Genomic DNA, 23,563 nt, shown 5'->3' with positions numbered 1-23,563 from the left:
CGCAGGAGAGAAAAATGACACAAGAAGTGAACATCGTGCACACGCCGCGCGCCGTCGAGCGCCTGGTGGGCGGCCAGTTCGTGATGGACGGCGCCGGTGTGAAGATCAATCGCGTGCTCACCCAATCGCTGCAGCGCCGGCTGGACCCGTTTTTGATGCTCGACGCCTTCGGCAGCGACAAGCCGGGCGACTACATCGCCGGCTTCCCCGAACACCCGCACCGGGGCTTCGAGACGATTTCGTACATGATCGCCGGCAGCATGCGCCACCGCGACAGCGCCGGCAACGAAGGGCTGATCACCGATGGCGGCGTGCAGTGGATGACGGCCGGGCGCGGCGTGGCCCACTCCGAAATGCCGGCCCAGACCGACGGCCTGATGGAAGGCTTCCAGCTATGGCTTAACCTGGCCGCCAAAGACAAGATGATGGTGCCCTGGTACCGCGATATTCCCAACACCGAGATCCCCCGCTTCACCACCGGGGCGGGGGTAACGGTGCAGGTGATCGCCGGCGCAAGCCACGGCGTGCCGGGCGCGGTGCAGCGCGAAGGCACCGAGCCGCTCTACCTCGATGTCGACCTGCCGGCCAACGCGACGTTCGAGCAGGTGCTGCCGCCGGGGCACAACGCGTTTTTGTATGTGTATCGCGGGCAGGTGCTGGTCGGCGACAAGCCGGTGCCCGCCGGCCGCATGGCGATTTTGGCGAATGCGGCGCAGGCCGACGGCGTGCGCATCATGGCCGCCCAGGACAGTCGCCTGATCCTGATCGCCGGGCGCCCGCTGAACGAACCGATCGCCCAATACGGCCCGTTCGTGATGAATACCCAGGCAGAGGTGTTCCAGGCGGTCGAGGACTTCCGCGCCGGGCACTTTGGGGCGGCGCACGCAAGCGCCTGAGGCACTGGCCCGCGCAACCACAAGGAGAACATCTTGCGCTACACTGGAGGGATGTTCCCAATCCTGACCCAGGCCCTGGCCTACGTGAGCCGCGTGTGCGGCTTCGACACCCTCGACTCCTTCCCTCCCGGGCACGCGCACGCGCGCACCCACTGGAGCGGCGCGCATTTCGACATCGCGTCCGACCTCAAGCCGGACCAGATCGAGCGCGCCGTGTGCGAAAAAATCGCCAACACGCCGATGATTTTCTCGCACATCGCCAACCCCACGCCCGACATGCAAAGGGTCATCCTGGGCATGATCGGCAGCCGCGTGCAGCACGGCGGCCAGCCGCTCGACCTGGTCGCGCTGCTGATCAGCGCCTACCGCAGCCCGTACACCAAAGATGCCCTGCCCGGCCTGCGCGCCGCCATTGAAGTGAACGAAGGCGACCCGCGCGCCGTACTCGACTTCCTGGGCGACAGCGCGGCCGCATTCGGCGTGATCGACGCCGTGCCCCATCAGAGCGGCTTGAAATTGGTCGGCAGGTAGCGCGCGCGCACTGCCATGAACGGCCGCTCCACGCAACGGTACAGCACCCATCCAGACAATACCGACAGCGCCAGCATGGTGCCGATGGCGACCGGCGAGCCGGCCCCGTAGCCGTGCTCCCTGAGCGGGGTGGCGGCCAGGATGCACACCTGCTTGTGCGTCAGGTAGATCGCATACGACCATAGCGCCATGCTGGCCGCACCCGGTACGCGCGTGGTGCGCAGCAGCGAATCGCGGCTCAGGGCCGCCACGATCAGCAGCGCAAAGCCCAGCGCCAGCAGCGGGTAGCCGAACACCGTCACGCCGAATCCCTGGCGCTCGTCGAGGAACAGCCAGATCGCCAGTCCGAGCAGCGCCATGCCGGCGCCGCAGGCCAGGTTGCCGTTCGAGGTCAAGCTGCGCCACTGGCGCGGGTGAAAGTTCTTCAGCAGCGCCAGCGCCACGCCGGCCACCAGTTCATCGAAGCGGCACAAGGTCGAGTAATAAATATACTGGTAGTAGTTGCGCGAACCGTGAGGATGGCCGACGACCAGCTCGCGCCAGATCGTTGCGCGCACCAGCATGCCGGCCACGATGGCGACCGCAATGGCGCCCCAGCTCCAGCGCAGGGACCCGCGCAGCGAGGCGATCGCCAGGGCCAGCGCCGGCAGCACCAGATAGAACTGCTCCTCGATGCACAGCGACCAGGCGTGCGAAAACGCGGTGCCCGGCGCCAGGTTGATATTTTGCGTGAAGGTCAGGAAGCGCCACAGCGGCGGCAGTTCCAGGCCGGCCCGGAACCACGGCGAACAGTAGTAAATCGCCAGCATCACGTAAAACACCGGCAAGGTGCGCAGCGCGCGCCGGCCGTAGAAGCGCGCCAGCGAAAACGCGCGCGGCGAACGCATGGCGGCGAAGATCTGGTTGCCGATCAGGTAACCGGACAAGGCGAAAAACAGGTCCACCCCGATCCAGCCGATTCTCCCCACCCAGCCGAAGGTATCGGCGCGGCTGACGAACAGCACGTAGTGGTGCAGCACGACCAGGGTGACGGCCAGCGCGCGCAGCGTGTCCATGCCTTCGATGCGCGCTGTGGAGGTGGGATTTTTCATGCGCCAGATGATGCCATGGGCCGCCGGCAGGCGCCAGCGATTGTCCGCTAAAATAGACGACCACCAATCCACAGGACCGTCCAGACCATGACCACCGCACGCGAGCTGCAATTCAAATCGATCAACTACACCGGCCTTGGCGCCGGCCCGCGCCTGATCGTCACCGGCGCCGTGCATGGCAACGAAACCTGCGGCACCAAGGCGATCCTGCGCGTAATCGAAGAAATCGACAGCGGCGCGCTGCACGTGGCGGCCGGCAGCGTGACCTTTGTCCCGGTGACCAATCCCCTCGCCTACGCGCTGAACCAGCGCTCGGGCGAGCGTAACCTGAACCGCAACCTGTTCCCCAATCCACAGCCGCAGGACTTCGAAGACCGCGTCGCCAACTGGCTGTGCCCCCTGCTCGGGCAGCACGATGTCCTGCTCGACTTGCACTCCTTCAATGCGCAAAGCCAGCCCTTCGTCATGGTCGGCCCGCGCAACAACGACGGCACCCTGCAACCGTTCCGCCACGCCGAACAGGAGCGCGCACTGGCGCGCCGCCTGGGCGTGCGCCGTTTTGTCGACGGCTGGCTGGCCACCTATGGCCAGGGCGTGCAGCGGCGCCTGAAAAGCGGCGACGCCTCGACCCTCGACCTGGTACTGCGCTACGGGATGGGCACCACCGAATACATGCGCAGCACCGGCGGCTACGCGCTCACGCTCGAATGCGGCCAGCACCTCGACCCGGCCGCGCCCGACGTGGGCTACCGCGCCATCGTCAATACACTGGCCTTCCTCGGCCTGATCGAGGCACCGCAGCCGGAACCGATCGCGCTCGACCAGATGGAAGCACTGTCGATGGTGGTGGTGCACGATAAACTCGACGCCGGCGACCAGTTCTCGCGCGTGTGGGCCAGTTTCGACCCGGTGGCCAAAGGCGAGCAAATCGGCATGCGCACCGACGGCACCCCGGTACTGGCCGACTTCGATGGCAAGATCCTGTTCCCCGATGTGAACGCGGGGCCGAACTCGGAGTGGTACTACCTGACCCGCGCCAATACCGACTTCGAGCGCTTTACCGAGTAAGCACCGGGGCGGCTCAGCGAATGCCCCACACGAACGGGTCGCTCTCGTCGAACAGCAGCTGCGCGCTGGCGTTGACCCAGGCCTTGCCGCGAATGCTCGGCATGATGCGCTCGCCGTCGTAGCGGTACGAAGCCTCGAACACGCTGCCGATGATGCTCTCCTGGCGCCATTGCACGTGTTCGGCCAGTTTGCCGTCGGCCGCCAGGCAGGCCAGCTTGGCGCTGGTGCCGGTGCCGCAGGGCGAGCGGTCGTAGGCCTTGCCGGGACAGAGCACGAAACTCTGGCTGTCGGCGCCCGTGGTCGATGGAGCGAACAGTTCGATATGATCGATCAGGGCGCCATCGTCGCCGCTGACGCCGTTCGCCTCCAGCGCATCGCGCAGCGCCACGCAGTAGGCGGTGAGCGCGTCGACGTTGGTGCGGTGCAGCGCCAGGCCATGGCCGGAGACCAGGAAAAACCAGTTGCCGCCCCAGGCCACGTCGCCGGTCACCGCGCCAATGCCGTCCACCTGCACGGTGACCGCGTGGCGCGTGCGGTACGAGGCCACGTTGTCGATGGTGACCGATCCGTCCTCATGCAGCTCGGCTTCGACCACGCCGACCGGCGTATCGATGCGGTGCCGCCCCGGCCCAATGCGCCCCATGAACGCGAGCGAGACCACCACCCCTATCATGCCGTGCCCGCACATGCCGAGGTAGGCCACGTTATTGAAGAAGATGACGCCGGCCACGCAGCCGGGCGCGAACGGCTCGCACAGCAGCGCGCCGACCAGCACATCGGAGCCGCGCGGCTCGCACACGACGGCCGAACGCACATGGTCGAAGTCGCGCCGGAAGCGCTCGCGCCGTTCGGCCAGCGGCCCGCTGCCCAGGTCCGGGCCGCCGTCGATGAGCAGGCGGGTCGGTTCGCCGCCGGTATGGGAGTCGATGATGGAAATCGTTTTCATGTCACCAGCATACGCCCGGATGGCTCACTTGTCTTGTGCGGCGGCGGCGGCGCTGCGGCGAAATTGGCACAGGAGCACCATCGAGAACGCCGGCGTATCAGCCCGGCGAGAGCAGTTTGAGCCCGAGGATACCGGCGACGATCAGGGCGATGCAGCCAAGGCGCATGGCGCCGGCCGGTTCGCCCAGCACCAGCATGCCGAAGATCGCCGTGCCGACCGTGCCGATGCCGGTCCAGATGGCGTAGGCGGTCCCCAGCGGCAGGTGGCGCAGCGCAAGGCCAAGCATGCCGACGCTGCCGGACATGGCGGCCAGGGTCAGTACCGAGGGCACCAGGCGCGAAAAACCATGCGTGTATTTCAGGCCGACCGCCCAGCCCACTTCCAGCAAACCCGCAACGAACAAATAGATCCATGCCATGACAAACTCCTTGGTTGGCAAGGTCGTCCAAGCCTGGCTCCGTCGGTGGCAGGGTCGTCCCTGCCGGAGAAAAAGGTCGCTGAAGTATACCACCGGGGGCGCGCCGGTGTGGCGCTCAGGGCGCGCGCGCGGCCAGCCTGGCCCGCAGTTCGGTGAACGGGCGCGTCACGTCTTCGTCTTCGCCGGGACCGGCTTCCACGTCGGCGCCGGCATCGAGCAAGTCCAGGATTTTTTCCAGCGCTTCAGGCGTGGGCCCAGCGTCCAACAGACGCGTGGCCAGTTGCAGGCAGCAGGCGCGCACCACCACGCGCAGCCGGTTGCAGGCCGGGTCGTCATCGTACATCAAGTCGTCACCGAGCGTGTCCATCACCTCCTCGCACAGTTGGTCGCTCTCGTCGCACCGTCCAAGGCCGTTCAGGGCAAGCCGCTTCTGGCCGGCCACCTCGGCCAGTAATACCGGGTCGGCACAGCCGGCGGCGTGGAGCAGCTCACCGGCACGCTGCGCCTGGATCAGGGCGCGGGCGTGGTCGCCACGCTCGTTGAATCCCTGCGCATCGCCCACCAGCAGGAATAGTTGCGGGCGGTCGACGTCGACCGGCGCAAGCGCCTCGCCGAACCACGACCTGGCATGCTCGGCGCACTCCTCGGCCGACATGCCGGCCGTGTCGCCGAGCAGGAAGCGGCAGTACCCGATCATGAAAAGGCTCCGGTCGACATCGTACTGGAGCATCTCCCCGTTCACGCCAGTGTCGACGACGTGGCGGTAGTCGGCCAGCGCCAGGTCGACCCGGCGCGGCTCGCTGCACAGCGCGGCGTCGCCACGGTGCATGTACAGCCAGCTGGCGTAAAAGTGCTCGGCATGCCGGGCGACCAGGATGTCGAACACCTCGCGCCGCAGGGCCAATGGCACCTGGTCCGAGCGGTCCTGGTTGGCGAGCACGGTGGTCACGCACATCTTGACGCTGCGCTGCGCCAGCGGCACCATGCCCAGGGTGGTGTAACTGGCCTTCATGGCGCGCGCGCACAGCCTGGCCGTGCGCCGGGCCACCGGAATCAGGTCGAGCAGGTCGGGGTACGCCAGGCTGACGCGTTCGCACATGGCCTGGTCGATCCAGTGCATCGGCACCGAATTCAGGTGGAGCGGATGCACGTCGACACAGGCTTTGGCGACGGCCCTGGTAAAGCGTTCGGGCGGGATTTCGAACGGCCACAGTCCCTCGCTCTTCTTTTTGCCGATCTGCGCGAGCATCACCGGCTCGGTCCAGGACACGCTCCAGCATACCTCGGCATACAAGGCGTCGGGCTCGCGCGCCATGCGCGATTCGTCGTGGCGCGCCACGATGGCGGGCCAGTCGGCGTCGCTGCCGTACAGGCGCTGAGCGCACTCGTACAGCTGCCCGCTAAAGCGGTTGCCGGGAATGGCGTCGAGTGCGCTCTTGTAGCGCTCGATCGCCATGGTCAAATAGTTGGGTGACTTGAACAGTTCCGGCAAGCCGTCGTTGAAGCTGTCGACACTGCCGTGCGCGATGGCCGCGGCGATGATGTCGTCGTCGATCAGCGCCACCGGCACCTGGTCGGGCTGATGGCGACCAAGAATGACGGCGGCCATGCACATGGCCTTGTCCAGCAAGGCGGAGGGAACGTCGGCCAGACTGGCGCCGCATTGCAGGGCATGCACGCACAGCTCGCGGTCGATGACCTCGGGCGGCACGTGCGCAAGGTCGAAACCATGGTCGCCGGCGCGCGCCGACATGCACAGCTGCTTGTCGATCAGCCGCGCCGGAATGTGCCCGAGCAGCGCGGCCGATCGCGCCAGCGCCGCTTCGGCCAGGGCGCGCGTGAACGCCTGCTCCGGTATGAACCGGACGAAGCTGGCGTTCTCGCCACACTGCCCCATCAGCCATTCGCACAGCGCGGTCGTGCGAAACTGCTGCGGCACGCTGCCAAGCATGGACGGATTGCGCGGCTGCTTGCGCATGTAGTCGTCCCAGTAGGCCTGGTCTTTCAGTGTCGCCATCCTGTCACCTCTTTACTGGTCGTGATCCGGCGCCGGGGGAAGCTGCACTGTGTCGAGTGGAACCTGGTCCCAGTCAAGCTGGCACGGGGCTGGATACAGAAATGCGGTGCCGCTGCGGGTATCGTAATACGGCGCGAAATAGCGCGCGCCGCGCGCTGCGGCGCCGTGCAGGAAGCGCGCACGCTCATGTTCGCCGCGCTGGTAGTGCACCTGTCCCAGCAGCCAGTGCGAAGTCCAGTCGTAGCGGTCGCGCTTGAGCGCCTCTTGCAGGTCGGCGAACGCCAGATCGAGGCTACCCGCCAGCAGGTGCGCTTCGCCACGGCAGCGGTAGGCGTAGCCGTGCGCTTCTTCCGCATCCTCAGCGTCCTCGTTATGGGCGATCGAGAGGGTAGCCCAGGCGATGGCATCCTCGAACCGGCCCAGGTACACGGCACTGAGCGATGCCAGCTCATATCCACGATTGTCGATGGCAGTCTGTTCGGCGGGGAAAAGCGTACCGGCCTGGATGAACATGTCCAGCGCCTGCTCGTACGCTCCCGCGTTGAACAGGGCACGGCCCATGCCCAGCCAGGATGGGTAGAAGCCGGGCGAGGTGGCGGCCGATTTTTTATGCAGCAGATACGCGCTGCGGTGCTCGCGCGCGCTGGCCTGCGCTTGCGCGGCGCGGTGATACGGGTAGCAGGCCATGTCGACGCCATGGCGGAGAATCGACTCGCCGCGCGCCAGCGCCTGTTCGATCGCCGTGTCGACCCAGCCGTTGGTGTCGCTGCGCTCTTCTTCGACGATGCAGACGAACGGTTCGGCCAGCACGTAAATATCTTCGTGCCACTGGAAGACGGGATTGGGCAGTCCCATGTCATCGCAATAATCGTCGTTGCCGAGGATGAAGATGACGGTGTCCGGGCTGATCGTCATGTCGTTGACGGTGTAGAACCAGGCGAACAGGAAGCCGGCATCGAGGCGCAGTTCGGGGGCGGTGCGCATGGCGCAGTCGTCCTCGGCCCACAGCCAGGCGCAGTCGGTGACGATGCGCCCCGCTACCGCATTGCTGGGGATGCGGGTCAGGTCGAGCGAGCGCGCATGCAGGTCGCCGCCGACAAAATACACCCGGTCGATGCCGCGCGCGCCGCGCACACCGGCGTCGCGGCCCTCCAGATACAGGTCGCCTTCGACCACAATGTGGGTCCAGCCGGGATCGGCGCTGTGCTGCAGGAGGCGATCGTCGATCATCACATCGCCGGGCAGGAACAGGATCAGCGCATCGCTGTCGGGCCAGCAGGCGCCGTTGTCGGTGCTGCACGAACTGCCCGGTTCCTGCGGATCGCGCCGCTCGCCGACGCAGGCGTCGGGGAAGCGTTCCTCTAACTGATCGGGCGACAGGCGCTCGAAGCCGTCGAAGCTGGTGATGCGCCGGACCGCCTGCTGCGGCGCCGCCGTGGGCGATAGCGCCGCGTCGCGCTCGGCCGGGCGGGCGTCGGCGTCGCACGGTGCCACCGGTTCGTCGAAGCCCATCTCGTCGTAGCCTTCTTCAAAGCCTGATTTTTCGCGCCACAGCGCCGCCTCGGCATGCATGCCGCGCAGATGATGGCAATAGCCGATCATCCACTGTGCCTCGGCTATCTCGTCGCCGTCGAAGTCCGCGCTGGCCGGGGCCTCGGCCACGGTATGGAAGTCGGCCAGCGCCAGGTCGATATCGGGCGGCTCGGCGCACAAGGCGCCGTCGCCCCGGCGCATGGTCAGCCAGTCGCGATAGAGCTCGTCGCCGTGCTGCTCGAGCAGGATGGCGAAGACGGCGCGCATCAGCGCATTCGGCACTTCGTCGGCGCAGGCCGAATCGGCGCGTACGGCGGCCACGCAAAAGGCCACACTGCGCAGGGCGATCGGCACCAGCGCCAGCTGACCGGGCGCTGCCTCCATGGCGGCGGCGCAGATGCTGGCGGTGCGCATGGCCACCGGCACGCTGCCCAGGCGCTTCGGGTAGGCCGCGATGAAGCGTTCGCAGGCGGACTGCGAAATCCAGATGGCCGGTATGCACTCCAGGCAGTCCGGATGCTGCGCAAGACAAGCCTCGGCCACCTTGCGCGTCATGCATTCGGGCGCAATATGTTCGGGCCTGAGGTGGGCGCCGTCGGTGCGCGCCATTTGCCGCAGGATGAACGCTTCGTCCCAGAACACGCGCCAGCATGTTCTGGCCGCGCCGGTCCAGAAGTTGTCGTCCAGGCAGGCGGCTTGCCCGTGCCGGGCCACGATCTCGGGCCAGTCGGCGTCAACGCCCCAGGTTGCATGCGCCAGTTCGTACAGGTCGCGGTCGAAGGCAAAGCACGGAATGCTGTCGAGCGCCTGCTTGTAGGTCGCCACGGCCAGCCGCAGCACGGGCTTGGTGGCCCATGCAGGCAATTCGCTGGCGTGCACGCCAATGTGCAGGACGGCGGCCGCCCGCATGGCGTCATCGAGCAGCTCTGGCGGCACCTGGGCGAGATCCTCGCCGCCCATGACGGCGCGCAGGCAGACCGCATGGTCGATCATGTGCGGCGGCAGATGGGACAGGCGCAGGCCATGCCCGGAGTTGGCCACCAGATCGAGCAGCGCGGCGTCGACCAGGCGCGCGGGAACGTCGGCGATGTTGGCGGGCGAGCGCCGCACCATGTTTTCGGCCATCTCGCGCGTGAACGCCGCGTCGGGAAAATACTGGGTGAAGCTGACGTTCGGGCCCCACGAATACTGCTCCAGAACAGCCATGCACAGCGCCGGCGTGCGCAGCTCCACCGGCACGCGCCGGATTTGATTGGGATCCTCGTAGCGCAGGTACACGCCCCAGAATGCTTCGTCGCGCACCGGCGCCACGCCGGCGCTTCCAGGCTGGGAGGTCCAGTCGACATCGACCGGGGCCGGATACAGGAAGTCGATCCCCGCGTGGCTGGCGTACGGCGCGGCAAAGGCCGAATTAACCGCCACCGCCCTGCCCTGGCACGCGGCCGCCAGCGCCAGTTCGTCGCGGCGGCAATGCAGGGCGCCCATCAGCCAGTTGCCGTAGCCGGTGCCGGGGTCGATCGCCAGTGCGTGCGTGAGATCGGCCTCGGCCAGCGCCAGATCGTTCATTTGCAGATAAGCCTCGGCGCGCAGTTCGTACGCAAACGAGAGTTCCGACGGGTCCTCGCGCAGCGTGGTGGCGTGCCCGATCGCCAGCGTGGCCATGCGCACCGCCGTGGCGGGGTCGCCACAGCGCACCGCGCACAGCGCCGCGTTTTGCGCCGCCTCGTTGATCATGCCAGTCTGGTTGTCCGGGAACAGCGCGCTCGCTTGCTGGTACACGGGCAAGGCCTGGGCGAACGCACCTTGCGAAAACAGGGCGTCGGCCATGCCGCACCACGCCGTGTAGTCGCCCTGCGAGACAGCCGCCGCCTGCTTGTGCAGCAGATAGGCATTGCGGTAGTCGCCCAGCAGGATGGCGTCGGCGGCGCCCTGCGCGAACGGAACGCTGGCTATCGATACCTCCTTGCGCAGGATGTCCTCGCCCGCGCGCAGGGCGCCTTCGATCTCGCCCTTGCGCCACTGCGGCTCGTTGGCCGTCGCGTGTTCGAACGGCCACAGGAAGCGCTGGTCGAGCACGAACACCATCGGGGCGCCGATGAAGACCGCGCGCGGTTCTGCAAAAGCGCCCGAGTACCGCCACTCGCCGCAGATGAACAGCACCGTGGACGGCGACAGCGCCATCGGCCCGACCCGGTACCAGCAGGCGAACAGATACGGCGTCTCCAGCCGCACCAGGGGCGGATCGAGCACCAGGGCCGGCTCCTCGCCGACGATCCATGCGCAGTCGCTGGCGGTGATGGCGCCGCCGACCGGTTCGTGCAAGTCGAAGATGGCCAGGTCGACGCTTGTGCAAAACACGTCGCCGCTGACATAAAACAGGTTGGCCGGCGCGCCGTCGACATGCAGATTGCCGTCCACCGCCAGCTTCAGGTGAAAGTTCTCGTGCAGATCCTTCAAGCGCTCCTGCGAAATGAAGACATCGCCGGTGAGCAGGATGATGCTCACGTCCGCGTGGTAGTCGCTGAAGGCGTAGTCGCCGTCGCCGGCGGCTTCCTCGTTGGTTTCCACATGCGGAAAGTGCGCGATAAAGTCGGCGATGGTGATGGTCGGGTAGCCGCTCACGGGCCCCAGCGCAGTAAAGTTGGCGTTCATCAGTTGTTGTTCATCAGGTCGGTCGATCAATATGGAGGCGCGCTGGCAGGCGGCCTTGTAGTGGAGCACGGCCGCCTCGCCATGCGCGTGACGCCGTTCCAGGTGATCAAGATGGAGAAAGGGGTGGCCATGAAAGCATGGAAGCAGTGGATCGGCGCGGCAGAAACCGGCGGAACATTATTATAACATTAACAAATAGTGCTTCTGCCAACTTTCCGCCTCCAGCCAGTCGCCATGCGCCTTGCGCCCGGTTACACTACGCTTCCCACATTCCATAACAAGGAGCCATGAATGGCCATTGCCGCACAAGTGCTGATCGGTTTGATCCTGCTGGCGCACGTGTACTTCGTCCTGCTCGAAACAGTGCTGTTCAAGACGCGCGGGCGGCGCGTGTTCGGTTTGACGGCCGAAAAAGCCGAGATCATGGGGCCGGCCATGTCCAACCAGGGCTGCTACAACGGCTTCCTGGTGGCGGCGCTGGCGGTCGGCCTGCTCCATCCCCAGCCCGAGGTGGCGCGCGCGTTCGTGGTGTACGGCCTGGCCTGCATCATGGTGGCCGGCGTGTGGGGCGCGCTGACGGTCAAGAAGACCATCCTGTTCATCCAGACCGTGCCGGCGGCGATCGCACTGGCCTTGTACCTGCTGTCGCACTGAGACCGATGACACAATCCGATTCAACCACACCAGATTCGCCGGTCGACGCCATCCACAAGGCGCTGGCCAATCCGATGCGGCGCCAGATCCTTGCCTGGCTCAAGGAGCCGCGCGTGCACTTCGCGCATCAGGAGCACAATCTCGATGTCGGTGTGTGCGCCGGCCTGATCGACGCGCGCACGGGGCTGGCGCAATCGACCGTCTCGGCCCACCTGGCGGCGCTGCAGCGCGCCGGGTTGATCAGTTCGCGCAAGGTCGGCCAGTGGATCTATTACAAGCGCAACGAGGAAGCCATCAAGGCCTTCCTCGACCAGATCAACGAGGGCTTGTAGGCCTCAGGCCTGTTGCGCCGCCACCAGCGCCAGCAGCGCCGCGTGGCCTTTCCTGAACGGTTTCAGGGTCGCCTCGTCTTCATGCGGACCGACCATGGCCAGCGCCTGTTCGACCAGGGCCAGGTCGGCCTGCAGGGCGTCGGGCGGCAGGCCGGCATCCAGGCGACGCGTGCCCAGGCGGAAGTAGCTCCAGCGCAGCGCACTGCGGATCGCCGTCGCGCTGCCGGGGTAGGACCCCGGCTCGCCTTGCGTGAGTATGGCGATGGTCTTGCGGCAGGTCGCCTCGTGCAGATCCCATAATCCCAGTTCATCGCAGATGGCGCGCTTTTTGTCGAGCACGTGCGCCCACAGGGCCAGATCGGGCCAGTCGGCGCCATCGAGCATGTTCTCCGCCAGAGCGGCCTGCACCAGCGCGCGCGGGTAGTCTTCGCGTGCGTTCAGCATGTCGAGTTCGCGCGCCACCTGGGCGAAGCGGTGCGCGTCGAAGTCGCGTGGTTCGCGCGGCTCGCCCTGGCCGCGGTTCAGGTTCAGCCACGCTTCGTCGATTCTCTTGCGGTGGTCCGCCACCAGGATCTCGATCACCTCCGCGCGCAGCGCGCACGGCACGCTGCCCAGGTGCTCCTTTTTCTGGCGCACGGCGCGCACGCAGGCGTCGACGCTGCGTAGCGCCAGCGGCACCAGCGGCAGATTGGCGGGGTTGGCGGCGAGCGCCCTGGCGCAGATGGCGCTCGTGCGAAAGCGCAGCGGAATGCGCGCGAGCGCGCCGGGATTGGCGCCGCTGGCCTGGTCGCACATCGCCTGGGTCACAAAGGCGGAAGGGATGCAGTGCAGCTGGTCCGGCTCGCGCCGGAACGCGGCCTCGGCCACTGCTTCGTTGTAGCAGCGCTCGGGAATGCCGGACGGCGCCAGGCGCTGCTTCTTGCGCCTGGCGATCTGCGCCAGCATGAACGGCTCGTCCCAGAACACGCTCCAGCATACGAGTGCGGCGGCGCCCGCTTCCACCACGGCCTGGCCGTGGCGCGCGACGATGTCGGGCCAGTCGGCATCATCGCCGTAGCGCTGGCGCGCGAATGCGAACAGCGCGGCGTCGAAGCGATTGCCGGGGATGGCGTCGAGCGCGCATTTGCCCTCATCGAGCGCGCGTTCGAGCAGCGCCGGCGTCTTGTACAGTTCGGGCAGGTCCTGGTCGAAACTGGCGTAGTCGCCGCGGGCGATGGCGGCCGCGATCAGCGCGTCGTCGAGCAGTTCGCCGGGCACGCTGGCCAGCATGCCCGGGTGGGCGCGCACGGCGGCCAGGCACAGGTCCCGGGTCACGTGCGCGGGCGGCACCCGGTCGATGCGCTCGCCGCACTGCACTGCGCGCGTGTAGATGTCGGCGTCGCACAGCGCCAGCGGCACATGGTCGAGCGAAAAGCCGTCGCTGCCGGGCCGCGCCGACAGGCACAGCGCCTTGTCGACCAGGTGCGCGGGAATCACGCCCAGCAGGCCAGGCGCGCTCGCTACGAGATGCTGCGCCAGTTCGCGCGTGTAGGCGGCGGCGGGAATGTCCTTGATGTAGTCGGTCTGGTGCGGCCCGGCGGCCTGCACCACTTCCATGCACAGCGTGGCGCTGCGCTCGGCGGGCGGCACCCGCCACAGCTGGTTGGCGTCGTGGTGGCGCATGAAATTGCGCCAGTACGCTTCGTCCTTCGGCGGCGGGTCCAGCGCGTCGAGCGCCAGCGTGTGCCAGTCGACCTCGGTGGGCGCGTCATACAGATGGGCGGTGCTGCCCTCGGTATCGTAAAACGCCTCGTAGGTGCTGTGGTATTTGTTCGCTTCGTCGTGGTAGAAGCGCGCCTGGGCGCTGTCCTGGCGCTGGTGGTGCGCCAGTCCCGTCAGCCAGAGCGAGGCCTCGTCGCCGGGGCACAGGGCCAGGGCCTGTTCCAGGTCGGCCAGGGCCTCATCGAGGCGGCCCGACAGCAGCCAGGCCTCGGCCCGGTAGCGGTAAGCGTGGGCGTGCCCGTCATCCTTGTATTGCGTGTCGTGGTTGTGGTCGATCGACAGGCTGGCCAGGGCGATGGCGCTGTCGAACTGGCCCAGCAACAGAGCGCACAGCGCGCCGTCGTTCCAGGCTTGATTGACCAGCCCGTGCTGGTCCGGGGGGAACAGGCCGCCGGCCCGGTGGCAGGCCGCCAGCGCCTGGCGGTAGGCACCCGCACCGAACAGGGCGTCGCCCATGCCGTACCAGGCTTCGTAGTAGCCCGGCGAGATCGACGCCGACTTCCGGTGCAGCAGGTAGGCGCTGCGGAAATCGCTCAGGCCGGCCGCCTCCTGCGCCGCCCGGTGATACGGGTAGCTGGCGAGATCGACGCCCTCGCGGTAAATCGACTGGCCGCGCGACAAGGCCCGCTCGATCGCGTCCTTCATCCAGCCGTCGGCATCGGCGCCCTCGCGCGGCACGATCGCCACGCACGGTTCGGCCAGCACATGGACGTCTTCGTGCCACTGGAAGGCCGGATTGGGCAAGCCCAGGTCGGCGCAGTAATCGCCATTGCCGAGGATGAAAATCACCGCCTCCGGACAGATCTCCAGATCGTCGATGCTGTAGAACCAGGCGAACAGGAAGCGGGTGTGCAGACGCAGTTCGGGCGCCGTGCGCATGGCGCAATCGTCGCCCGCGTACAGCCAGGCGCAGTGGCTGACGATGCGCCCCGCCACCGCGTTGCTCGGCAACTCGCCCAGGTTGACCGAATCGGCATGCAGGTCGCCGCTGACGAAAAACAGCCGGGCCATGCCGTCATCATGGCCGAGCCCGTCCAGATGCAGGTCGCCATCGACTGCAAGGTGGGTCCAGTCAGCATTGTCGAGGCCCTGCCACAGGGCGGGATCGATGCGGATCGGCCCGCTCAGGAGCAGCAGCCGCACCGGTTCGTCGTCGATCTCGCGCCCGCCGGCGGCGCTACCGTCGATACAGCGGCGCGCGCGGGTTGCGGCGCGCGCCGACGCAGGCATCCGGGAAGCGCTCGCGCAGGTCAAGGGATGACAGGCGCGGCCAGCCGTCCCATGTGGTCAATGTGGTGATGGTGTTGTTCATGCAGTCCTGAAAAGTCACAAGGGGGCGGCGGCCATGCCGGGAAAGGTGAGTATAACGTCAACGCCCTCCCCGCTTTTGGTCCCCGGCAAGCAGGATTTTTTTATATATCGTAAGATGACGATATTAGATTCGGAAAAACCCGATATGCAAACCGACGCCATTCACAAGGCTCTGGCCAACCCGATGCGCCGCCAGATTCTTGCCTGGCTGAGGGAGCCGCATGTCCATTTCTCCGGGCAGGAACACATGCTCGGGGCCGGGGTGTGCGCCGGCCTGATCGATGCGCGCACGGGGCTGGCGCAATCGACCGTCTCGGCCCACCTGGCAGCGCTGCAGCGCGCCGGGCTCATTACCGGGCACAAGGTCGGCCAGTGGATCTATTACAAACGCAACGAGGACACCATCAAGGCCTTCCTCGACCATCTGAACCAGGGACTTTAGGAGCAACGCATGAGTACATTATTCGACCCGATCACCATTGGCGATCTGACGCTGCAAAACCGCATCATCATGGCGCCGCTGACGCGCGCCCGTGCCATTGGCGGCGGCCGCGTGCCGAACGCGCTCATGGCCGAGTACTACGTGCAGCGCGCCTCCGCCGGCCTGATCCTGAGCGAAGCGACCTCGGTCACGCCGCAGGGCGTGGGCTATGCCGACACGCCGGGCATCTGGTCCGACGCGCAGGTCGAAGGCTGGAAACTGGTGACCGAAGCCGTGCACCAGGCCGGCGGCAAGATCATGCTGCAACTGTGGCACGTGGGCCGCATTTCGGATCCCGACCTGCTGGACGGCGACGCCCCGGTGGCGCCGAGCGCGATCGCGGCCAAGGGGCATGTGAGCCTGCTGCGTCCGCAGCGCGACTATCCGGTACCGCGCGCGCTCGATCTGGAAGAGATTCCGGGCATCGTGGCCGCCTACCGTCAAGGTGCCGAGAACGCCAAACTGGCCGGTTTCGACGGCGTGGAAATCCACGGCGCCAACGGCTACCTGCTCGACCAGTTCCTGCAGGACGGCACCAACAAGCGCACCGACAACTACGGCGGTCCGGTCGAAAACCGCGCCCGCCTGATGCTCGAAGTAACCGACGCCTGCATCGCCGTCTGGGGCGCGGGCAAGGTCGGGATGCACCTGGCGCCGCGCCGCGACGCGCACGACATGAGCGACTCCGATCCGAAGGCGACCTTCGGCTACGTGGCGCGCGAGCTGGGCAAGCGCGGCATCGCCTTTATCTGCGCGCGCGAGTCGCAGGGCGAAGGCCGCCTGGGACCGTACCTGAAGCAGGAATTCGGCGGCGTCTACATCGCCAACGAAAAGCTGACCAAAGAGAGCGCCGAAGCCCTGGTGGCGTCCGGTGAAGCCGACGCGGTGGCCTTCGGCATCTGGTTCATCGCCAATCCCGACCTGCCGCGCCGCCTGCAACTGGACGCCCCGCTCAACACCCCGCGTCCGGAGAAATTCTACGGCGCCAACGACGACGGCTACACCGACTACCCTGCCCTGCAGGCTTAATCGGCCACGGCTTCCACCTGGATGCGCAGCTCGACATCCATCTTGAAGCCGTATTCCTTGCCGGCGGTCAGGCCGAACTCATCGCGCTTGAAACTGCCGTAGGCGTCCGCCCCGCACATCTCGCGCTTATGCATCGGGTGCGCGATGCACTTGAAGCTCTTGATCTGCAGCCTGACCGGTTTGGTCACGCCATGCAGGGTCAGTTCGCCTTGCAGCTCGGTCGGCGCGCCCTCCTTGAAGCCGGTCAGCTTGCCCTTGTAGCGCGCCGCGCCGAACCTGGCCGCATCGAACAGGTCCGGACCGGCCGCCCATGTATTGAGGACGTCATGGCCGAAGTCGATGCTGGCCGGGTCGATGCTGATATCGACCATGCCGTGGCCGGCCGCCTTGTCCAGCGACACCTTCCCCGAACTGCTGTTGAATTTGCCGCGCCAGACCGACACGCCCATGTGATCGGCTTCGAAGCTGGGAAACGTATGGGTCGGATCGATCTGGTAGGTGACCGGCGCGGCCAGTGCGGCGCTGGTGATGCCGGCCAGCAGGAAAAAGAGGGCTGTTTTCATGACTGGGCGGCGCGCACGGTCGCCAGGTATTGCGCGTACACATCGTACATGCCGCCAAAACCCTGCTGCATCGACGCGTGGCCGGACTTGAAGGTCTCGATCTCGATCTCGCTGGCATCAAGCGGGGTCGACACCAGGGTCAGCGTGGTCTTGCCGCCCTCTTCCGTCAAGGTGACCGTGTTAAGCACTTCCAGCGGCCATGTCGGACTCATCGCGTAACTGATCCGCTTGCCTTCGGCATCGGCGAACCCGTTCACGAACACCAGCCGTTCCGGCGCGCTGATCTCGCGGTAATCGAAGCGGCCGTACATGTCCACGCCCGGACCGAAGCCCATGCAATAGTGGAATACGCCGCCCGCCTGCGCCTCGTGCCGGATCACCTTGATGGTGCAGCCTTGCGGCCCCCACCATTTCTGCAGATGATCGGTTTCGGTCATGGTCTTGAAGACAAGGTCGCGCGGCGCATCGAACACCCGCGTGAGATGGAAATCGACAGCGGAATCTGGGCTGGTCATGGTGTTGCTCCTGTGCTGAACCGGTGGATGAATGAAGCCGTTAGTAAATTAGCATTGGCTGGCGATGTGGGTCAAGCACTGCGCGCATTTGCCCGCCCGCATGGGATGGCACAGACCGGCGAACTTTTTTATCCAGGGAACTTTGACATTCCTCAAATCGTTGCTATAATCTTGTCTTTCGCGGCTGTAGCTCAGCTGGATAGAGTACTTGGCTACGAACCAAGGGGTCGTGGGTTCAATTCCTGCCAGCCGCACCATTATTCGTAAGTTGAAAGGCCTGAAGAGCAATCTTCAGGCCTTTTTTCTTTTTCTACAACGCTTTGTTGTTGTGTCACACTCTCTTACACTTTAACGGCCGCCTGCGTCCGAGCACGTTAGACGAAGAAGCGTACTCTTCCAAGGAGATCACCGCGAGTTTGTGTAGGTATTAACCTACAGTCAATACAATAGCTTGGTAATCTTTGTATATTTGCATTAGAATCGGACGCGCTCTCCTATGAACATGTAAAAATGGACTTATAGGGGAGCAATTAATTTGACGATGCAAGAATGCTGAGGTGTTGCGCGCACGTTGTGCCGGAATACCGATTTTGAACGCGCCTTTGCTAGCATGAAGCTCCCCGATTCTTGATAACCAGGCCGTCTTGCGCGGCTGATTTTTTCTACGAGGTAACATTTATGAAACATATGAAATCCCTGATTGCTGCGGCTGTCCTGGCGACCGCATCACTCGGTTCGACGGCGGCGTTCGCTGCTGACATTTCCAACAAACCACAAGCTTTGGCTGTGCTGGACAACACCGCCAATTTCGGCAGCTCGTTCCTGTTGAACAACCAAAACAACACCTTCGCCGACAAGTTCCGTTTCTCGGTCACGACCGTCGATCACGACTTCGACGCCATCGTGTCGTCGATCACGCGTAACGCGTCGACCGGCCTGGACATCACCGGCCTGAACCTGTTCAGCAACACCGGCAGCCTGATCACCGCCGGCACCCGGGAAAGCACGGGCGCCGTCGACATCTGGAGCCTGCGCGCCGACAACCTGGACGTCGGTAGCTACTACCTGCAGGTCAGCGGCAAGATGGTGTCGGGCACCGGCGGCAGCTTCGGCGGCACCGTGATGCTGGCCCCGGTACCAGAACCGGAAACCTACGGCATGATGCTCGCTGGCCTGGGCGTGCTCGGCTTCCTGGCACGTCGCCGCAAGGCAGCCAAGCAAGCGTAATTTGCCTGGCTTGAAAAAAACGGAAGCTTCGGCTTCCGTTTTTTTTCGTCCCCTTCTACCGGGCTCAGCCTAACTGCGCACCTTCTTGATCACGCTGCGGTTGCTGAGAATCTCCTCGATCTGCTCGAAGCGCACCGGCTTGACCATGTGATGGTCGAAGCCGGCCTCGAACGCCAGCTGGCGATCCTTTTCCTGGCCCCAGCCGGTCACCGCGATCAGCAAGGTCATCTGCCCGCACGAGAGGCGCCGGATCCCGCGCGCCAGGTCGTAGCCCGACATCTGCGGCAGGCCGATATCGAGAAACGCGTAATCCGGGCAGAAGCGCGCCGCCGCCGTCAGCGCATCCGGCCCGTTGTGGGTGATCACCACGCTGTGCCCCATGGCCGAGAGCAAGGCGCCGATGCTGTTGACAAAATCCACATTGTCGTCGGCCAGCAGGATGCGGTAGGTTTCCGAGGTCATGAAAGCGGCCGGGCTGGTCTTGGTCGGCATTTCGGGTTCGACCACGATCGGCAGGCGCACGATGAATTCGCTGCCGCGGTTGATGCCGGCGCTGTGCGCTTCGATGCTGCCGCCATGCAGCTCGACCAGGCGGCGCGCCAGCGACAGGCCGACACCCAGGCCGGCATTGGTGCGCTCCAGGGTCGAGTCGACCTGGACGAACATTTCGAACACGTGGTTGAGCATGTCGGGCGCGATGCCGATGCCGTTGTCGGCCACCTGAATGACCAGGTCGCGCTCTTCCACGCGCGCGCTCAGGGCGACCCGCCCGCCGCGGTTGGTGTACTTGGCGGCATTGTTGAGCAGGTTCGACAAAATCTGCGCCAGCCGCGTGGCGTCGCCGTGCAGGAACACCGGCCGGTCCGGCAGGTCGATCGCCAGTTCATGGCCGTGTAGTTCGATGTAGGAACGCACCACTTCGAGCGCATCGTTGACCACCGCCTTGAGTTCGACGCGGCCCATCTTGATGGCGAACTTGCCGGTATTGATGCGCGACACATCCAGCAGGTCGTCCACCAGCCGCACCATCTGGCGCAACTGGCGTTCCATGATGTCGGTGGCGCGCTGGGTGGCTTGGGCGTCGCCGCTGCGGATGCGCAGGATGTCGAGGCCAGTGCGGATCGGCGCCAGCGGATTGCGCAGCTCGTGCGCCAGGGTGGCCAGGAACTCGTCCTTGCGGCGGTCGGCCACCAGCAGCGCTTCTTCGGCGCGGTGGCGCACCTGCATTTCGTGTTCCAGGGTCAGGTTGGCTTCCTGCAGGGCGTGCGAGCGGCGCCCGATTTCGGCCAGCATGTCGTTGAACGCGGCCACCAGCACCCCGATTTCGCCGCTGTTATTGCCCGGCACGCGCAGGCTGAAGTCGCGCCGCTGCATCACTTCGCGCGCCACGTTGGTCACCGCCAGCAGCGGCCGCGTAATGCTCTGCTGCAAGCGCGAGGCCACCAGCGCCGCGATCACCAGCGAGATCAGCAGCACGATGCCGAGAATCGCCGCATAGTTGAGCATGCGCTCGACCAGCCCGAAACGCGCGCGCAGGTACACCGTGCCGAGCACCTCGCCATTGTCGACAATGTTGTGGTACACCACCAGCTCGCCATGGTCGATGGTGTAGCCGGGCGACCCCGGCTTGACCGGGTAGGACGGCTCCAGCGAGCCCTGGGTGTAGGACGCGAAGCGCACCCCGGCGCTGGTATATACCGCGCCCGAGAGGATTTGCGGGCGCACCCGCAGCACCGCCAGGTTTTGCTGCGCGCTGCGGGCATCGTTGAAGGCCAGCGCCGGGGCGCTGACGCTGGCGATGATGTCGGCCTGGGTCATCAGGTCGTCGACCCAGTAGCGCTGGAAGGTGCGCAGGTCGTACAGCAGCATGGCGATCGAGGCTGCCAGCAGGGCCACGAAGGTGGTCGAGACGGCCATGAGGATGAGTTTGCTACGGACGGAGCCGCTATCGTGTTGCATCACGGTGCTCCCTTGTGAACGTGATTGGCCACTGTCAGCAGGCGCGAACTGAGCTTGACGCTGTTCCGGTCGGCCGCTTCCAGCGAGACATCGAAGCGCACGCGCTCTTCGACGATCCTGAAGTTAATGACACTGCCTTGTTGCAGTCCTTGTTGCGATTCTGTGACGACCAGGGTGGGCATGGCGCCGATCGCGCGCAGCGCCGTGCGCAGGCGGGCCGGATCGTCGCCGCCGATGAACAGCAGGTGCAGCCCGCTGAGCGGGTCGTGCTCGCGCAGCGGGCGCACCAGCACCGGCCTGCCCTGCACCGCGCGCCCGGCCACGATGCGCGCCAGGTCGGCCGCCAGCTCGTCGGCGCCGGCCACGCCGATCACCAGCGGCGCGCCGGCGTCGGCAAAGGCCGAGGCCGGAAATTCGGCATAGCCCAGGAATTTGTACAGGAAGGCGGCCTTGATGCTGCGTTCGGGCAGCACCGCGGCGCCGGCCGGCAGCGCGGCGCGCACCAGCGGCGGCGCGAGCACCAGCGCCATGGACAGTCCCAGCAGCAGCGGCATGGCGCACGCGGCCAGGCGCAGCGGCAGGCCGCGCGCGGCCCTTGAGCCGCCTGAGGCGCGCGGCGACATGGCGCACAGCGCGCTCAAAACTGCGCGCTCAGCTGGAGCGACACGGCGCGCTCGATCATGCGGCGCGTGGCGGGCGGTCCGAATTCGGCGTGCGAGGGATGCAGCAGGTTCTGGCCCGACAGCGCCAGCTCCAGATGCGGACGCGGCTGCCAGGCCACGCGCACGTCAAGCTCGTAGTAGGCCGGCACCATCGGCTGCGGCAACTGGCCGACCCGGCGCAGCGCCAGCTCGGCCTGCAGGGCGTCGGACAGCTCGTGCGAGGAACGCAGCGACCAGTAACTGCCCGGATCGTTGGTGCCGACGCCGAGCGCGGCCGAGGCGTCGCGGCTGGCGGGGTCGAGGCTGGCGTCGATATCTTGCAGCACCAGGCCCGCCACCAGGCGCCAGCGCGGCAGCGGCTGCCAGCGGCTCCAGAATTCCAGGCCGCGCGTATTGGCTTCGCCCAGGTTGGCGAACTGGGCCGCCGGCTGAGGGGCGGACGGGCGCGGTTCGAGCGTGCGCAGCCTGTCGTAATCGCTGGCGAAGGCGGTCAGCGAATACGACAGGCTGGGCAGCGGCTGGGCGCGGTAGCCGATTTCAGCCACGCGCACCGTTTCAGCGACGAACGCCGGCCCGCCAGCGATGCTGTAGCCGCCGTTGGCGTTGCGCACGTAAAGATCGCGGTCGAAGCGCGACGGCGCGCGCACATTGCGCGACAGCGCCCCCCACACTACGCTGGTGGGACTGGCGTTCCAGGCCATGCGCATGCTGGGCAGCGTTTCGGTGCCGGTGTACGTATTGTGTTCCAGTTTGACTCCAATGCTCATCCGCAAGGTACTGCTCAGTTGTATCTTATCCTGCGCGAACACATTCGCCCAGCGCAGATCCTTGTCTGCGGGAAAAAACTCGAGCACTGTGCCGCCATTGACCCGGTCCCAGGCGTGCCGGTAGCCGCCACCCCACTGCAGGTTGTGGCGCTGGCCGAGGCGGGTGCCGTGCTGCAGTTCGAGGTCGATCACGTCGAGGCGCTGGGCGCCGGTGCCGTCCTGCACCCGTTCGGTATGGTCGAGCGAGGCCTGGACGCGCCAGTCGCTGCCGTCGGCCAGGGTGCCGCTGGCCCGCCCCAGCAGGTTGGCGCCCTTGCCGCGCATCTCGGCCCCGCCGCGCCGGTGCACATTGCTGCGGTACACGTCGGCGCTGAGGCTGGCGGCGCCGGCGCCGTGTTTCCAGTCGCTGCGAAAACCGGCCTGGCGGCGCTCCATGCCGCCCCCGGGCGCATCGGGATAATCGTCGATGTCGATCGCCTTGGCGTACACGCGGTAGGCGCCGCCGCCATCCAGCCGGCCGCCCTGGCGCACCGTGGCGCCGCGTTCCAGGCGGCCGCCGTCCATCGACAGCAGCACGCCGCCGCTGTCGGCGGCGTTGCGGGTGATGATGTTGATCACGCCGTTGACCGCGTTGGCGCCCCAGATGGTGGCGCCCGGACCGCTGATGACTTCGATGCGTTCGATGTCTTCCATCACCACATCCTGGGCATCCCAGAAGACGCCGGAAAACAGCGGCGAATACACGCTGCGCCCGTCGATCAGCACCAGCAGCTTGTTTTCGATGGTGGTCGAAAAGCCGCGCGCGGTGATCGCGTAATTGGCGCCGTCGCTGCGCGCCACCTGCAGGTTGGGGGCCAGGCGCAGCGCCTCGGGCAGGGTGCGCGCGCCGGCGCGCTCGATATCGCTGGCGCCGATCACATACAGCGAAATGGGGGCGTCGGCCAGGCGCGCCGGCTGGCGCGATACCGAACTGACCACGATGTCGGACAACTGCTCCAGCGAAAAATCGAGCAGGGACACCTGCGCCACTTCCGCGCGCGCGCCAGCGGCATGCAACAAGCCGGCGCATGCGATGGAAATGGTCAGAGATGGCAGTTTACGCATGCTTGCTATCGTAGAACATTTTCTGTCATGCACAAAGCAGCGCACG

At 66.2% G+C, this 23,563-nt stretch carries 21 protein-coding genes and 1 tRNA gene; 10 read left to right on the top strand and 12 right to left on the bottom strand.

The window, feature by feature from the left end; all coding sequences use genetic code 11:
• Positions 1 to 14: 14 nt before the first annotated feature.
• Positions 15 to 896 carry a pirin family protein gene (locus tag F1609_RS04930; RefSeq protein WP_167075251.1) on the top strand — a complete coding sequence of 294 codons (882 nt, stop codon included), beginning with the start codon at positions 15 to 17 and terminating at the stop codon, positions 894 to 896.
• Between the two features lie 33 nt (positions 897 to 929).
• A complete protein-coding gene (locus tag F1609_RS04925; protein ID WP_229421648.1) occupies positions 930 to 1,427 on the top strand; it encodes a hypothetical protein in 498 nt (165 codons plus the stop codon).
• On the opposite strand, the gene F1609_RS04920 is transcribed toward F1609_RS04925, so the two are convergent.
• A complete protein-coding gene (locus tag F1609_RS04920; RefSeq protein ID WP_167075249.1) occupies positions 1,397 to 2,518 on the bottom strand; it encodes an acyltransferase family protein in 1,122 nt (373 codons plus the stop codon). The genes F1609_RS04925 and F1609_RS04920 overlap by 31 nt on opposite strands.
• An 87-nt stretch (positions 2,519 to 2,605) precedes the next feature.
• On the opposite strand from F1609_RS04920, the gene F1609_RS04915 reads away from it, so the two are divergent.
• The gene (locus F1609_RS04915) at positions 2,606 to 3,586 is read left to right on the top strand and encodes a M14 family metallopeptidase (protein ID WP_167075247.1); all 981 of its coding nucleotides are present in this window, start codon (positions 2,606 to 2,608) and stop codon (positions 3,584 to 3,586) included.
• A 13-nt stretch (positions 3,587 to 3,599) separates the two neighbouring features.
• On the opposite strand, the gene F1609_RS04910 is transcribed toward F1609_RS04915, so the two are convergent.
• From F1609_RS04910 to F1609_RS04895, 4 genes are all read right to left on the bottom strand, one after another.
• On the bottom strand, positions 3,600 to 4,532 hold the full coding sequence (locus F1609_RS04910; protein ID WP_167075245.1) for a 4-hydroxyproline epimerase: 933 nt from the start codon (positions 4,530 to 4,532) through the stop codon (positions 3,600 to 3,602).
• A 97-nt stretch (positions 4,533 to 4,629) separates the two neighbouring features.
• Entirely contained in the window at positions 4,630 to 4,950 is a 321-nt protein-coding gene (sugE, locus tag F1609_RS04905; RefSeq protein WP_167075243.1) for a quaternary ammonium compound efflux SMR transporter SugE, read from the bottom strand.
• A 115-nt stretch (positions 4,951 to 5,065) separates the two neighbouring features.
• Positions 5,066 to 6,967 carry a hypothetical protein gene (locus F1609_RS04900; RefSeq protein WP_167075242.1) on the bottom strand — a complete coding sequence of 634 codons (1,902 nt, stop codon included), beginning with the start codon at positions 6,965 to 6,967 and terminating at the stop codon, positions 5,066 to 5,068.
• A 12-nt stretch (positions 6,968 to 6,979) separates the two neighbouring features.
• Entirely contained in the window at positions 6,980 to 11,152 is a 4,173-nt protein-coding gene (locus F1609_RS04895) for a tetratricopeptide repeat protein (protein ID WP_167075240.1), read from the bottom strand.
• A 3-nt stretch (positions 11,153 to 11,155) separates the two neighbouring features.
• Between F1609_RS04895 and F1609_RS04890 the strand changes: the two genes are divergently transcribed.
• The 3 genes from F1609_RS04890 to F1609_RS04880 all read left to right on the top strand — a co-directional run bounded on the left by F1609_RS04890 (position 11,156) and on the right by F1609_RS04880 (position 12,138).
• Positions 11,156 to 11,338 carry a hypothetical protein gene (locus F1609_RS04890; protein WP_167075238.1) on the top strand — a complete coding sequence of 61 codons (183 nt, stop codon included), beginning with the start codon at positions 11,156 to 11,158 and terminating at the stop codon, positions 11,336 to 11,338.
• A 105-nt stretch (positions 11,339 to 11,443) separates the two neighbouring features.
• On the top strand, positions 11,444 to 11,806 hold the full coding sequence (locus tag F1609_RS04885; protein WP_167075237.1) for a DUF1304 domain-containing protein: 363 nt from the start codon (positions 11,444 to 11,446) through the stop codon (positions 11,804 to 11,806).
• A 5-nt stretch (positions 11,807 to 11,811) separates the two neighbouring features.
• The gene (locus tag F1609_RS04880; RefSeq protein WP_167075235.1) at positions 11,812 to 12,138 is read left to right on the top strand and encodes an ArsR/SmtB family transcription factor; all 327 of its coding nucleotides are present in this window, start codon (positions 11,812 to 11,814) and stop codon (positions 12,136 to 12,138) included.
• 3 nt (positions 12,139 to 12,141) lie between these two features.
• Here F1609_RS04880 and F1609_RS04875 read toward each other — a convergent pair whose 3' ends face one another.
• Positions 12,142 to 15,129, bottom strand: a complete 2,988-nt coding sequence (locus F1609_RS04875) for a CHAT domain-containing protein (protein ID WP_167075233.1) — start codon at positions 15,127 to 15,129, stop codon at positions 12,142 to 12,144.
• Complete coding sequence (locus tag F1609_RS35025) at positions 15,077 to 15,211, bottom strand: hypothetical protein (protein ID WP_267876770.1); 135 nt, start codon at positions 15,209 to 15,211, stop codon at positions 15,077 to 15,079. Before F1609_RS35025 ends, F1609_RS04875 begins: the two co-directional genes overlap by 53 nt.
• A 144-nt stretch (positions 15,212 to 15,355) precedes the next feature.
• Between F1609_RS35025 and F1609_RS04870 the strand changes: the two genes are divergently transcribed.
• Together F1609_RS04870 and F1609_RS04865 are read left to right on the top strand one after the other, a co-directional pair.
• Entirely contained in the window at positions 15,356 to 15,652 is a 297-nt protein-coding gene (locus F1609_RS04870) for an ArsR/SmtB family transcription factor (RefSeq protein ID WP_167075232.1), read from the top strand.
• A 9-nt stretch (positions 15,653 to 15,661) separates the two neighbouring features.
• Positions 15,662 to 16,720, top strand: a complete 1,059-nt coding sequence (locus tag F1609_RS04865) for an alkene reductase (protein WP_167075230.1) — start codon at positions 15,662 to 15,664, stop codon at positions 16,718 to 16,720.
• On the opposite strand, the gene F1609_RS04860 is transcribed toward F1609_RS04865, so the two are convergent.
• Together F1609_RS04860 and F1609_RS04855 are read right to left on the bottom strand one after the other, a co-directional pair.
• The gene (locus tag F1609_RS04860) at positions 16,717 to 17,283 is read right to left on the bottom strand and encodes a YceI family protein (protein ID WP_167075229.1); all 567 of its coding nucleotides are present in this window, start codon (positions 17,281 to 17,283) and stop codon (positions 16,717 to 16,719) included. The genes F1609_RS04865 and F1609_RS04860 overlap by 4 nt on opposite strands.
• Complete coding sequence (locus F1609_RS04855; RefSeq protein WP_167075227.1) at positions 17,280 to 17,798, bottom strand: SRPBCC family protein; 519 nt, start codon at positions 17,796 to 17,798, stop codon at positions 17,280 to 17,282. The genes F1609_RS04860 and F1609_RS04855 overlap by 4 nt, the downstream gene beginning before the upstream one ends.
• A gap of 180 nt (positions 17,799 to 17,978) precedes the next feature.
• On the opposite strand from F1609_RS04855, the gene F1609_RS04850 reads away from it, so the two are divergent.
• Together F1609_RS04850 and F1609_RS04845 are read left to right on the top strand one after the other, a co-directional pair.
• Positions 17,979 to 18,055: transfer RNA gene (locus F1609_RS04850), tRNA-Arg, on the top strand.
• 430 nt (positions 18,056 to 18,485) lie between these two features.
• The gene (locus F1609_RS04845) at positions 18,486 to 19,025 is read left to right on the top strand and encodes an FxDxF family PEP-CTERM protein (protein WP_229421646.1); all 540 of its coding nucleotides are present in this window, start codon (positions 18,486 to 18,488) and stop codon (positions 19,023 to 19,025) included.
• Between the two features lie 69 nt (positions 19,026 to 19,094).
• Here the strand turns inward: F1609_RS04845 and F1609_RS04840 are convergent, their stop codons facing one another.
• Genes F1609_RS04840 through F1609_RS04830 form a run of 3 tightly spaced genes read right to left on the bottom strand, consistent with a single transcriptional unit; the run spans position 19,095 to position 23,517 of the window.
• Positions 19,095 to 20,984 (bottom strand): sensor histidine kinase, YfiR-like protein-associated, encoded by a 1,890-nt coding sequence (locus F1609_RS04840; protein ID WP_167075225.1) that lies wholly within the window; start codon positions 20,982 to 20,984, stop codon positions 19,095 to 19,097.
• Positions 20,984 to 21,625: a TOL_0243 family YfiR-like periplasmic protein gene (locus F1609_RS04835; RefSeq protein WP_167075223.1), complete on the bottom strand. Its 642-nt coding sequence runs from the start codon at positions 21,623 to 21,625 to the stop codon at positions 20,984 to 20,986. Before F1609_RS04835 ends, F1609_RS04840 begins: the two co-directional genes overlap by 1 nt.
• A complete protein-coding gene (locus tag F1609_RS04830) occupies positions 21,622 to 23,517 on the bottom strand; it encodes a TOL_0244 family TonB-dependent receptor (protein WP_167075220.1) in 1,896 nt (631 codons plus the stop codon). Before F1609_RS04830 ends, F1609_RS04835 begins: the two co-directional genes overlap by 4 nt.
• Positions 23,518 to 23,563 lie beyond the last annotated feature (46 nt).

The organism is Massilia aquatica (assembly GCF_011682045.1).
Lineage (GTDB): Bacteria > Pseudomonadota > Gammaproteobacteria > Burkholderiales > Burkholderiaceae_D > Telluria_A > Telluria_A aquatica.
The sequence above is the reverse complement of the archived record's forward strand: the minus strand, read 5'-3'. Positions and strand labels throughout refer to the sequence as shown.